Source organism: Nocardioides sp. P5_C9_2 (assembly GCF_054049555.1).
The window spans coordinates 1-10,783 of the sequence record NZ_JBFUMD010000076.1 but is presented as its reverse complement, the minus strand read 5'-3'; the positions used below and the strand labels follow the sequence as shown (position 1 = coordinate 10,783).

At 72.9% G+C, this 10,783-nt stretch carries 13 protein-coding genes; 8 read left to right on the top strand and 5 right to left on the bottom strand.

Translation table 11 applies throughout. The features are described from left to right. Positions 1-49: 49 nt before the first annotated feature. Both ACXJKL_RS05965 and ACXJKL_RS05960 read right to left on the bottom strand, forming a co-directional pair. A complete protein-coding gene (locus ACXJKL_RS05965) occupies positions 50-1,450 on the bottom strand; it encodes a sensor histidine kinase (RefSeq protein WP_457206145.1) in 1,401 nt (466 codons plus the stop codon). Next, the gene (locus ACXJKL_RS05960) at positions 1,447-2,145 is read right to left on the bottom strand and encodes a response regulator transcription factor (protein WP_457206144.1); all 699 of its coding nucleotides are present in this window, start codon (positions 2,143-2,145) and stop codon (positions 1,447-1,449) included. Before ACXJKL_RS05960 ends, ACXJKL_RS05965 begins: the two co-directional genes overlap by 4 nt. 173 nt (positions 2,146-2,318) lie before the next feature. Here ACXJKL_RS05960 and ACXJKL_RS05955 point away from each other — a divergent pair, with 173 nt between their 5' ends. From ACXJKL_RS05955 to ACXJKL_RS05920, 8 genes are all read left to right on the top strand, one after another. Further along, entirely contained in the window at positions 2,319-2,963 is a 645-nt protein-coding gene (locus tag ACXJKL_RS05955; RefSeq protein WP_457206143.1) for a hypothetical protein, read from the top strand. Continuing rightward, positions 2,960-3,673, top strand: coding sequence for a hypothetical protein (locus tag ACXJKL_RS05950; protein WP_457206142.1), 714 nt, complete (start codon positions 2,960-2,962; stop codon positions 3,671-3,673). The genes ACXJKL_RS05955 and ACXJKL_RS05950 overlap by 4 nt, the downstream gene beginning before the upstream one ends. Before the next feature lie 10 nt (positions 3,674-3,683). Further along, positions 3,684-4,598 carry a hypothetical protein gene (locus ACXJKL_RS05945; protein WP_457206141.1) on the top strand — a complete coding sequence of 305 codons (915 nt, stop codon included), beginning with the start codon at positions 3,684-3,686 and terminating at the stop codon, positions 4,596-4,598. Positions 4,599-4,610: 12 nt separating this feature from the next. Next, entirely contained in the window at positions 4,611-5,000 is a 390-nt protein-coding gene (locus ACXJKL_RS05940) for a DUF4259 domain-containing protein (protein WP_457206140.1), read from the top strand. 60 nt (positions 5,001-5,060) lie between these two features. Continuing rightward, positions 5,061-5,933 carry a hypothetical protein gene (locus ACXJKL_RS05935; protein WP_457206139.1) on the top strand — a complete coding sequence of 291 codons (873 nt, stop codon included), beginning with the start codon at positions 5,061-5,063 and terminating at the stop codon, positions 5,931-5,933. 133 nt (positions 5,934-6,066) lie between these two features. Further along, positions 6,067-6,771 carry a GAF and ANTAR domain-containing protein gene (locus ACXJKL_RS05930; protein ID WP_457206138.1) on the top strand — a complete coding sequence of 235 codons (705 nt, stop codon included), beginning with the start codon at positions 6,067-6,069 and terminating at the stop codon, positions 6,769-6,771. Positions 6,772-6,875: 104 nt separating this feature from the next. Beyond that, positions 6,876-7,574 carry a GAF domain-containing protein gene (locus tag ACXJKL_RS05925; protein ID WP_457206137.1) on the top strand — a complete coding sequence of 233 codons (699 nt, stop codon included), beginning with the start codon at positions 6,876-6,878 and terminating at the stop codon, positions 7,572-7,574. A gap of 99 nt (positions 7,575-7,673) precedes the next feature. After that, a complete protein-coding gene (locus ACXJKL_RS05920; protein ID WP_457206136.1) occupies positions 7,674-8,396 on the top strand; it encodes a helix-turn-helix domain-containing protein in 723 nt (240 codons plus the stop codon). A gap of 4 nt (positions 8,397-8,400) precedes the next feature. Here ACXJKL_RS05920 and ACXJKL_RS05915 read toward each other — a convergent pair whose 3' ends face one another. The 3 genes from ACXJKL_RS05915 to ACXJKL_RS05905 form a co-directional block, all read right to left on the bottom strand. Continuing rightward, positions 8,401-9,129, bottom strand: coding sequence for a sigma-70 family RNA polymerase sigma factor (locus ACXJKL_RS05915; RefSeq protein WP_457206135.1), 729 nt, complete (start codon positions 9,127-9,129; stop codon positions 8,401-8,403). A gap of 96 nt (positions 9,130-9,225) precedes the next feature. Further along, positions 9,226-9,924 carry a GAF and ANTAR domain-containing protein gene (locus ACXJKL_RS05910; protein WP_457206134.1) on the bottom strand — a complete coding sequence of 233 codons (699 nt, stop codon included), beginning with the start codon at positions 9,922-9,924 and terminating at the stop codon, positions 9,226-9,228. A gap of 78 nt (positions 9,925-10,002) precedes the next feature. Further along, the coding region (locus tag ACXJKL_RS05905) for a fructosamine kinase family protein (protein WP_457206133.1) at positions 10,003-10,783 on the bottom strand (781 nt) is incomplete at its 5' end.

The window sequence follows — 10,783 nt, the reverse complement described above, 5'->3', positions numbered from 1 at the left end:
CCCCTGTCCGGTGGCGGGGAGGGGGCCAAACGTCACGGACTACCCCGGCCTACGCGGGAAGCGGCGCCGGCTCGGCCGGCAGCCACAGCGTCAGCCGGGTGCCGCCGCCGGGGGCGTCGGCCACGGCCACCCGGCCCCCGTGACGGTCCACGACCTGGCGCACGATCGCCAGCCCGAGCCCGGAGCCGGGCATCGAYCGCGACTCGTCGGCACGCCAGAAGCGCTCGAACACGTGCGGCTGGTCCTCGACCGGGATCCCGGGGCCCTGGTCGTCGATCGTGAGCACGCCCGACTCGAGTCGCACCCTGATGGTGCCGCCCGGGGGGCTCCACTTGGCGGCGTTGTCGAGCAGGTTGAGGATCGCCCGCTCGAGCCCGTTCGCGTCGCCGGTGACCCGCCAGTGGTCGAGGTGCACGTCGAAGGCGACGCCGGGCGCGCGGCGGCGTACCCGGGCCAGCGCCCGCTCGGTCACCTCGGCGAGGTCGACGGGCTCGATGGTCGCGACGGGCTGGTCCTCACGGGCGAGGACGACGAGGTCGCCGACCAGGGTGGTCAGCTCCTCGATCTGGGCGCGCACGTCGTCCAGCAGCTCGCGGCGGGCGTCCTCGGGGAGGGCGCTGTCGGCGTCGGCGTCGGCCTGGGCAAGCAGCTCGAGGTTGGTGCGCAGCGAGGTGAGCGGGGTCCGCAGCTCGTGGCCGGCGTCGGCGACGAGGCGGCGCTGCCGGTCCCGCGAGGCGGCCAGCGACGTCAGCATCTGGTTGAAGGCGCCGGCCAGCCGCGCGATCTCGTCGTCCCCCTCGACGGCCAGCGGGGCGAGGTCCTCGGTCACGGCGATCCGCTCCACCGAGCGGGTGAGGCGGCGCACGGGACGCAGTCCGCTGGCGGCCACCGCCCACCCGGCCAGGGCGGCGGCGAGCACGCCGAGGCCCCCGGCCACCAGCATCACGGTCCCGAGCTTGGCCAGCGTCCGCGCCTGGGACGACAGCGGCTGGGCGAGCACCAGCGCGGAGCCGTTGCCGGCCGGGACCGTGGCGACGCGGTACTCCACGTTGCCGGCCGCCACGATCGTGCGCACCGAGTCCGGAGCGCGACCGGCGGCGACGTCGAGCTCCGGGCGGCCCAGCGTGATCTCGGGCCCGTCGTCGGCCGTGAGGACCCCGCGGTCGGAGGTGATGAAGATGATGCGCACGTCGGCGGCACCGAGCATCCACGAGGGGTACTGGCGCCGCGTCATCTCCGACAGGGCGGTGTACTTGGCGGCCTTCTCGGCCCGGTCGACCAGCGACTCGTCGAGGCTGCTCTGCAGCTGCATCCGCATCACCATGAAGGCGCCCAGCGACATCGCCGCGATCGAGACGGCGACGGCGAGCGTGGTGAGCACGGCGACGCGCGACGCCAGCGAGCGGCGGTAGTGCCAGCGCTTGTCGTCCCARCCGTCGAGGCTGYTCATGCTTCCTTGAGCACGTAGCCCACTCCGCGCACGGTCTGGATCAGGCGGGGCTCACCCTCGGCCTCGGTCTTGCGGCGCAGGTAGCCGACGTACACCTCCAGCGAGTTGGCGCTGGTCGGGAAGTCGTAGCCCCACACCTCCTCGAGGATGAAGGAGCGCTCCAGGACCCGTCGGGGGCGCCTCAGGAACATCTCGAGCAAGGTGAACTCGGTACGGGTCAGCTCGATGGCCCGACTCCCGCGGCGTACGTCGCGGGACCCGACCTCCATGCTCAAGTCGGCGAAGGACAGCGTCTCCTCTGCGGCGTCGTCGACCGGTACGACGCGGCGCAGCAGGGCGCGCAGCCGCGCCAGCAGCTCCTGCAGGGCGAAGGGCTTGGTGAGGTAGTCGTCGGCCCCGGCGTCCAGCCCCTCGACCCGATCGCCGACGGCGTCGCGGGCGGTCAGCACCAGCACGGGTACGTCGTGGCCGGCGGCGCGGAGCGCGCGTGTCGTCTCGATCCCGTCGAGGCGCGGCATCATCACGTCCATCACCACCACGTCGGGGTGGCTGGACCCGAGCACGGCGAGCGCCTCGGCCCCGTCGGCGGCGAGCGCGACGTCGTACCCGTTGAACTCCAGCGAGCGGCGCAGGGAGTCGCGCACGGCCCGGTCGTCGTCGACGACCAGCACGCGGGGCTTGGGTGTGTCCGGCACGGTCCTACCTTGCCAGTCGAGCCTGAGGCTGCGCTGAGACCGACCCGGAGTCAGGCAGGAGGGCGTGGTCCCCGCGGGCGACGAGATGGTCGGAACGTCGGACACCACCGCTCCTCTCCGGTGATGATGTCCAGCATTCTGCAGTCGGGGAACCAGATCAGGCGGGGGGCGACATGGCCGTACGGCCTGAGGACCTGGTGAGGTTCGGCGACCGGTACCTCTTCCCCGACAACGAGCGGTACGAGGAGCAGGTCGTCTCGCTGACGCGGACGCAGGGTCCGACGTTGGACATGCCGTTCGGCGCGGTGGCGATCGCCGATCCCTGGTGGCCCGACGTCGCACCCAGGTCCCCGCTGATCGCCCTGGGGAAGGGCTCACACCCGACCACCCTGACCACGATCGCGCGGACCCGGTCGACGCGGGCGCACAGCGACACGGTCCCCGTGGCCGCCTCGATCGGAGCCCTCGACAGGGTCGCCCTGTGGCGACCGATGGTCCAGGACGAGACGCACTTCCACCTCGACGTCGACTCCTCGCTCGGAGCCTTCTACGACATCACCGACGCCGCGGGACTGCAGCCGCTCTTCGAGGACACCCACGAGATGAAGGACGTCCACGACCGCGTCCGCGCCGAGGGAGTGGTCACGATGGAGGTGACCGGACGGGACGTCGCCGTGGTCTTCGGTCTCCCCGACGGTCCCGGTCTGTACCCGGTCCACGCGGGTTTCGACCGTGACGGGAAAGCCGTGGCGGTGCTGGTGGACATGCTCCTGATGGCCGCGGCCACCCGACAGGAAGACACAGGTGAGCCGGGATGACCGACGACAACCTCGCGTGGTTCGAGGACATGGTGCGAGCCACCCAGCAGGCCGCGGGCCTGCCCGCGGGCTGGGGCACGACGCCGACCCCGCTCGGCCCCGACGCCGACCTCGAGGACGGGCCACGCCCCTCGCGGCTGCGAGCTGGGATGAGCACTGCCGAGCTGCTCCCGTACGGCGACGTCGTGCACACGCCCGACGGTCAGGACCTGATGGTGGAGCGCCTCGTGTGCGCGCCGATCCGGACGCCCGGCGGCGGTGTCGAGATCTGCGACCCGACCTCGGCGGAGTGGCAGGGTCCACCGCTCGGTCTCGACCTGCGCGGGTCCGAGCAGCCGGTCGAGGTCGCCGCCCTGCGCCGCGCGACACCTCGCGGGGACATCCTGCAAGGGGCGGTGGCCGTCGTCGGCGACGTCTCGGCGGTGACGTCGTGGGTCGAATTTCCCGTGCCGGGGACCCGCGTCCTGATCGACAAGGGGTGTGGTGCCTTCATGGCCCGCGACCACGTGGCTGCGGTCGCTGACCGGGCTGAGGCCCTCCTGCCCGTGGTCGGCGCGGTCGGGCTGACCCCGGTGGAGGTCGACGGGGTCGTGGTCGGTGCGCTGTTCGACAGTGGCGACGGGCCCGGCGGCTACGAGGTGATGCTCGGTCGGGGCCGGTCGGCGCTGCCCCTGGCGCTGCTGGTGGACCTGAGGGTGCTCCCGCGATGAGTGGGCACAGGTGCTGACCCCACGACCGTTCCTCCGTCCCGAGATCGAGCTGCAGGGGGCGATGCTCGACGTGGGCGGCGAGTGGATGGCCGACCCCGATGCCGACCCGGCCGAGGTGGTGCGCGAGGTGCGCGACCGGGGCGTTCGCGCTCTGTCGGTCCCGGGGCCCGACATCGGGTTCGTCCGCGAGCTCCCGGACCTCGAGTTCCTCCGGGTGGGGGACTGTCGCGACGTCTCCCCGGCGCTCGGGCTGTCGAGGCTGAGGTCCTTCTCGGCCGTGAGCTGGCGCGGTCGGGTCGACGGTGACGCCTGGCCGAGGCTCCGTTGGTTCGGTGCCGGCGAGGTGCCCAGGGACGGTGGCGGGCTCGAGAGCGTCCTGGGACACGATGCTGTGCGCAGTCTCTGGCTGGGCCGCTTCCGCGGCACGGACCTCTCCGCCGTCACCGCGCCCCGCCTCCGGGAGCTGCACTTGGGGCCGGCGTCCGCGCTGGAGTCTCTTGCCGGCCTCGAGCAGCACGCGGACCGCCTGGAGGTGCTGGACCTCCACTCGACGCCCTCGTTGACCTCCGTGGCCGTCCTGGCACAGATGCGACGACTCGCCGTGCTCGGCGTCGGTGGGGCCAGGCACGTGACGACGCTGGACGAGGTCGCTCAGGCGCCCTCCCTCAGGTTCCTGAGGATCGACGAGCTGAAGGGCGTCGAGTCCCTGGCGCCGCTGGCGGGGCACGCGAGCCTGGAGTTCGTCGTCCTCGGCAGGGTGCGGGACAAGGATCTCGGGCCGCTCCACGACCTCCCGCGACTGCGGCTCGTGGCCGGCCCCCCGGTCGGGTGGAAGGGCGACATCCACGAGCTGCCCTACATGCACGACATCCCCGAGGACGACGACAGACAGGTCGAGTACGCCCGACTCGTCCTGCGCCTGTGAGAGGACGACGACATGGGTAGCTGGGGAATGGATCCCTTCGACAACGACGACGCCGGGGACTGGTCCTGGACGCTCGAGGACGGCGCCGGTCCCGAGGCGGTGCGCGACGCACTGGCCGCGGCCGTGGCTCCGTCGCCGGACGAGTCGACCGCGGCGCAGGCGGTGGCCGCGGCGGCACTGGTGGCTGCTGCGCGGGGGGTGCCGGTGGTGCTTCCCGACGCGATGCGGGAATGGCTGGACGCACAGACGGCCGGCTCCGTCGGCGCCCTGGCCACGGAGGCGGTGGCCGCACTGGAATCCGTGCTGTCCGGCTCGGACCTCGCCGACACCTGGGACGAGCAGGGGCCGGCCTGGCGTGAGCAGACGGTGGTCCTGAGGGACGCGATCGCCGCCGCGGGGTGACGTCCCCCGGCCTGCGCGAAAAGCCCGACGCAGGCTGCGGTCGCCGTGATGATGGCCTCCATGAGCCACGCGTACGCCCCGGGACCAGTGGACGGGGAGCACGAGTACCTGTCCCTCGAGCTGTGGACGGTGGCGACACCTGGCGTGGCCACGTTCATGCGAAAGGTGGCCGACGTCCTTTCCTCGCACCCCGCTGGTGTGCCGACTCGTGTCGGTGCGGGCGATCCGGCCATGACGCCGGTGGTCGATCTCCGCTCGCAGCTCGTGGAGCTGGGCCGACATCGGCCGGACGACCGTCCGGCCCAGGTGTTGTTGGCCCGTCCGGAGGTCGAGGAGCACGGACGTCTCACCTATGTGCCCGACCCCTTCGGGGCCCATCCGCCCGGGTTCGTCCATCCGAGTCGCGTGGAGATCGGGTTGAGTCCCGAGGATCCGAGCGAGGCCGGCGAGCTCCTGGCCCAGCTGGCGGAGGCGGTCGAGGCCCTCTACGGCTTCGTGGTGTGGACCCCGCACGCCCGTCAGGCGCGAGGACGCCTCCTCTCCGAGCGCGTACGACGTCACGGCCCCTCGCCGTCCGGCGGCCGCCCCCCCACCTGGAAGCCTCCGCCGTACCAAGCTCTGGAAGCCCAGCTCCCCGACGTCTTCTGGGTGCAGGTCTTTGGCCCTGCCTTCGTCGAGATGTGGGGAGAGCGCGCGCTCGAGAGTGCGGGCGTGAGGCGTCGCGTGCTGGGACACGGCGGGTACGTGGTCTGGGCGACGCAGGACCCCCCGGCGTACGACGACCACGTCGACGCGCCCGAGGGCTACGCGTGGAAGGGATCGGTGTACGACGTGATCGGTCCCGAACCGTTCCTGCGGGCGGACCGCTGCTGGAACGACTTCGGTGAGCACGTGCCCCTGATGACCCAGCACGCCGCTGCCCTCACTGGGTGACGGCRCCGTCGCTCCTGGGGGTGGAGCCGCGTAAGCGATCGGCTCGGCGTGACCTAGGATGACCGCCGGTCCAGAAGCGGCCTTTGGATGCTGCGTCGATCCCTCTCGACGCCGTCACCTGAAGGACCCCCTGATGCCCGATGACGTGCTGGCAGAAGCCCTTGCCCACGCCGCCCGCAGCCTCAACCGGGTCTCCTCGCTCGAGGAGACCCTCACCGAGATCGTGCGGACCACGCTGCTGTCGGTGCCCGGGGCCGACCACGTGGGCGTGTCCCTGGCCCACCCGGACGGTCGGCTCGACACCCTGGCGGCGACCAGTGACAGGGTCCACGAGTTCGACGGCCTCCAGCACCGCCTGCGGGAGGGGCCGTGCGTGTTCGCCGGGGAGGCGGACACCGTCGTGCACGTGCCGGACGTCCGCACGGAGCGACGCTGGCCGGCGTACATGACCGAGGCGCGCCGACGCGGCCTGCGCGCGCAGATCGGCGTACGCCTGTACGCCGAGCGCCATGGCCAGTCCTCGCTCAACATCTACTCCGAGCAGGAGGACGGCCTCGACGACACCAGCGCGCAGGCCGCCGACCTGTTCGCCGCGCAGGCCGCGCTGGCGATGGGCAAGGCGCGCGCGATCGACCAGCTCCAGGAGGGGATGCGCAGCCGGCAGCGGATCGGTGTGGCCGTGGGCCTGCTGATGCAACGTTACGAGACCTCGGAGGAGCGGGCCTTCGCGTTCCTGGTCCGGGCCTCCTCGCACGGCAACGTCAAGCTGCGCGACGTCGCCGCCGAGGTCGTCCGCGAGTTCGAGCTGGGCATCGACGAGGCGCCGGGGACGGTGTAGTCGCGAGGGGTGCCGCGGGCACCGTCCCCACGGGTGTGGCGTTCCCGGGTTCCGTGGGTCGATGATGGACAGGGACCGCACCTGCCGGAGTGCGAGGAGGCCCCATGGAGTTCCTGCCGCACACCCAGGAGGCGCTGGACGAGTACGTGAGCCTCGCCGACCCGGGCTTCGAGACCTCCCTGATGACGATGGGGGACTCGGCGGCCCGGATCGTCCCGGAGTGCGTCGGGCTCAGCCTGACCCTCTACGACGATGACCTCACCTTCACCCTGGTCGCGCCCGGCCTCCCGCGTGCGGGGGTCGAGGCGAGGTCGCAGCACGATGCGGCTCTCGGCGCGCCGGCGGTCCGCGACGACGAAGAAACGGCGACCGAGGCCGTGGCGGAGCTCCTCGACGAGGACCGGTGGGCCCTGTTCGCGCGGGCCAGTGCCGCGGCGGGGGTGGCCAGCAGCCTGTCCCTGCCGTTGGTCGAGCGGGGGCGGGTCGTGGGTGGCATCAACCTGTACGCGTCCTCCTCCGACGCCTTCGCCGGTCACCACGGCGACCTGGCCTCGGCGCTGGGCGCGTCCGCCGCGGGAGCCGTGACCAACGCCGACCTCGCCTTCGCGACCCGGCTGCGCGCCGAGCAGGCACCCCAACGGCTGCGCGAGCAGCAGGCCGTCGAGGTCGGGGTGGGGATCCTGGCCGCCCAGGAGGGGCTCGACGTGGAGACCGCGCGCCGTCGACTCGGCGACGCGGCGATTCAGGCGGGCATCACCGACGTCCAGGCCGCCCTGGTGCTGATCCGCGTCCACCGCACCTGACCGGCGCCGCACCTGACCGACACCGCACCTGACCGGTCGCACTGCTGCCGTCGTACGCCGCGGGCGCATGATGTCCTGCCCGTGGGGGTACTCGAGGTCATGCCCCCCAGCAACGGCGCTTCCCCTCCGGTCCGGGTGGCGGTGGCGGACGACAGCGAGCTCGTGGTGCACGGGCTGCGGTCGATGCTCGCCGAGCACGCCGCCGACGTGGTGCTGGTGCCGCTCGGTGCGCGCGGCGCCGTGGAGCCGTCCTGCGACCTGACCCTCTACGACCCGGCGTACGTGCTGCGTCGCACCGTGCGGGTCGGCACCCCGAGCGCGCCGGTGACGCCGGGACGGTCCCGGATGGTGGCCTACAGCTGGGACTGCTCGCACGCCGCCGTCTCGACGGAGCTGGCCCGTGGTGCCGCGGGCTACCTCGGCAAGCGGGTGCCGGCCGAGCGGCTGGTCCGCGATCTGGTCCGCATCGGTGGGGGACGGGTGGTCGTCGATGTCGCCGGCGCCGAGTCGCGGCCCGAGGATCCGGCGACCGCGGCCGCGTGGCCCCTGACGCCCCGGGAGACGGTGGTGCTGAGCCTCATCTCCAGCGGCCGGTCCAACCACGAGATCGCGGACGAGACGCGGCTCAGCATCAACTCCATCAAGTCCTACATCCGGGCCACCTACGCGAAGATCGGTGTGTCCTCCCGCTCCCAGGCGGTGTTGTGGGGCGTTCAGCACGGACTCCTCGTCCGGGCCGTCGACGACCACGGGGGTGCCGACGGCCCGGACCAGGTCGCCGGACCGGGCGTGCCACCCCGCTCGGTGTCGCGGACCGTCTGAGCAGTCAGGCGGCCGGCGAGCGACCGGCGAGGCCGGTGCGGAGGGTGTCCAGGATGCGGGTCAGGGTGCGCGAGACCTGGGACTGGGTGACGCCCACGGCGGCGGCGATCTCACCCTGGGTGCGGTCCTCGAAGAAGCGCATCACCAGGATCTGCCGGTCACGGGCGTCGAGCGCGCGCACCAGGGGGCCGAGCACCAGCCGGGCCTCCACGAGGCTCTGTCCCACGTCCGTGACGACCAGCAGGTCGAGCAGGGACGACGTCTCGTCCTGGAGTGGCGCGTCCAGGGACGCGGCGACGAAGCACCCGTCCGCGGCCAGGGCCTCGATGACGGAGGACTCGGCCTCGTCGAGGTGTGCGGCCAGCTGCGCCGGGGTGGGCAGGTGGCCGAGCGTCAGGGCCAGCTCGGACTCCGCGGTCGCGATGCGTGCCTGCAGCTCCTGGACCCGGCGGGGCGGTCGGACCATCCAGCACGCGTCGCGGAAGTGACGGCGTACTTCTCCCCGGATGGTCGGCACGGCGAAGGCGAGGAAGTCGTGTCCCTCGTCGGGGTCGAAGCGCCGCGCCGCCTTGACCAGCCCGAGACAGGCCACCTGCTCCAGGTCCTCGAGGCTGACCCCGCGGTTGCGGTAGCGGGAGGCGATCGCGCGAGCGACGCCGAGGTGTGCCTCGACCAGCTCGGCGGCCGGCGACCGCCGGTCGTGCGGGGCGGGGACGAGCGAGACAGCGACCACGGATGACACGCCTCGTTCCGTGAGGAAGGGCACTCGCCGTGGTCTCCAGCAAGAACTTCCCCGGAGGGTAGTCACGTCGCCGCGACACGTCAACGGTCAGGCGCGGGCGCTGACCTGGTTGGCCCGGTCGACCACCTCGCGGGCCACGTCGCGCAGCTTGACGTTGCCGGTCGAGGAGGCGCGGACGAGGAAGCCGAAGGCGCGGTCCTCGTCGATGGCGTACCGCTCCATGACGAGCCCGATGGCCTGGCCGATGACCTTGCGCGAGTCGAGCGCCTCGTGCAGCTGAGCCTCCCGGCGGGCCCGGCCGAGGGCGAGGGCGGCGTGGGCGGCGAAGAGCTCGGCGGCCTCGAGGGCGTCGGGATTGATGACGGTCGAGTCGGTGGAGTACATGTTGAGCGCCCCGATCGTCTCCTCCTCGTGGTAGAGCCGCACGGCCATCTGCGCCCGCAGGCCGGCGGCGACCGCCGGTGGTGTGTAGTGGGGCCACCGCTGGTCGTGGCGGATGTCGTCGACGACGACCACGGGGCTCTCGCGCATCGCGTCCACGCACGGACCCTCGCGCAGCTCGTACTGGAGGCCGTCGAGGTCCCACACGAGGCGCCCGGTGGCCGCTCGGGTCTCGATCTCTCCGTTGCGGTGGATGACGCTGATCCCGACCTGGTCGATGTCGGGCACCGACACCGCCGCCGCGGCCGCGATCGCCGCGAGGGTGTCCTCGACCGACGACGAGCCGTCGATCATCCTGGCCGCCTCGGCCAGGGCGACGGCGAGGCTGGGGCGGGTGGTGTCCACAGGCATCCTCCGGGCGGGGGTTTCCGACACTACTCGATCGGCGGTGCGCGGCGGCGTCCACGGCGGCGGCCCGGTGGACTAGGCGTAGCGGGCGGCCGCGGCGGCGGCCCGGGCGCCGTACCCCCCACCGAACATGCACGCGTGGGCCAGCAGCGGGAAGATCTGGTGCAGCGCCATCCGGTCCTCCCACCCGTCCGCCAGCGGGGCGGCCTCGTCGTACGCCTGCACGACCCGCTGCAGGTGGGGCAGCCCGAAGAGGTGCAGCATCGCGATGTCGACCTCCCGGTGCCCGGCGTACGCCGCGGGGTCGATGACGTGGACGGCGTCCGCGCTCCACAGGCAGTTGCCGTTCCACAGGTCGCCGTGCAGGCGCGAGGGCGGCTCCTCGGGGACGAGGCCCGGCAGTCGGCCCACCACGGACTCGACCGTGCGGGCGTCCTCCGGGGTGATGGCGTGGCGGTCCCGCGCGAGCTTGAGGTAGGGCAGCACCCGCCGCACGGCGTAGAACTCCGGCCACGTGGGGCTGGTCCGGTTGGGCATCGGCAGCCGGCCGATGAAGCCGTCCCGCTCCGCGCCGTACGCCGCCCCGCCGGCGGCGTGCGTGGTGGCCAGGGCCTGGCCGAAGGCGATCGCGGACTCGAGCCCCTGCTTGGCCGACGGCTCCACCCACGCGAGGATCAGGCACTCGGCGTCGACGGCCAGGACGGGCGGGACGGGGACGCCGCCGTCGACCTCGCCCAGCCAGCGCAACCCGGCCGCCTCGGCCTCGAAGAAGCCCGCCGGCGCGTGCGGCAGGGTCTTCATCAGCGCGGTGGTGCCGTTGGACAGGCGCAGCCGGGTGGCCGTGGAGATGTCACCC

Bases quoted from the DNA above. Each gene is read 5' to 3' on its own strand.
- ACXJKL_RS05955 (WP_457206143.1), top strand. From the start codon at position 2,319: ATGGCCGTACGGCCTGAGGACCTGGTGAGGTTCGGCGACCGGTACCTC.
- ACXJKL_RS05950 (WP_457206142.1), top strand. From the start codon at position 2,960: ATGACCGACGACAACCTCGCGTGGTTCGAGGACATGGTGCGAGCCACC.
- ACXJKL_RS05940 (WP_457206140.1), top strand. From the start codon at position 4,611: ATGGGTAGCTGGGGAATGGATCCCTTCGACAACGACGACGCCGGGGAC.
- ACXJKL_RS05935 (WP_457206139.1), top strand. From the start codon at position 5,061: ATGAGCCACGCGTACGCCCCGGGACCAGTGGACGGGGAGCACGAGTAC.
- ACXJKL_RS05930 (WP_457206138.1), top strand. From the start codon at position 6,067: ATGCCCGATGACGTGCTGGCAGAAGCCCTTGCCCACGCCGCCCGCAGC.
- ACXJKL_RS05925 (WP_457206137.1), top strand. From the start codon at position 6,876: ATGGAGTTCCTGCCGCACACCCAGGAGGCGCTGGACGAGTACGTGAGC.
- ACXJKL_RS05920 (WP_457206136.1), top strand. From the start codon at position 7,674: ATGCCCCCCAGCAACGGCGCTTCCCCTCCGGTCCGGGTGGCGGTGGCG.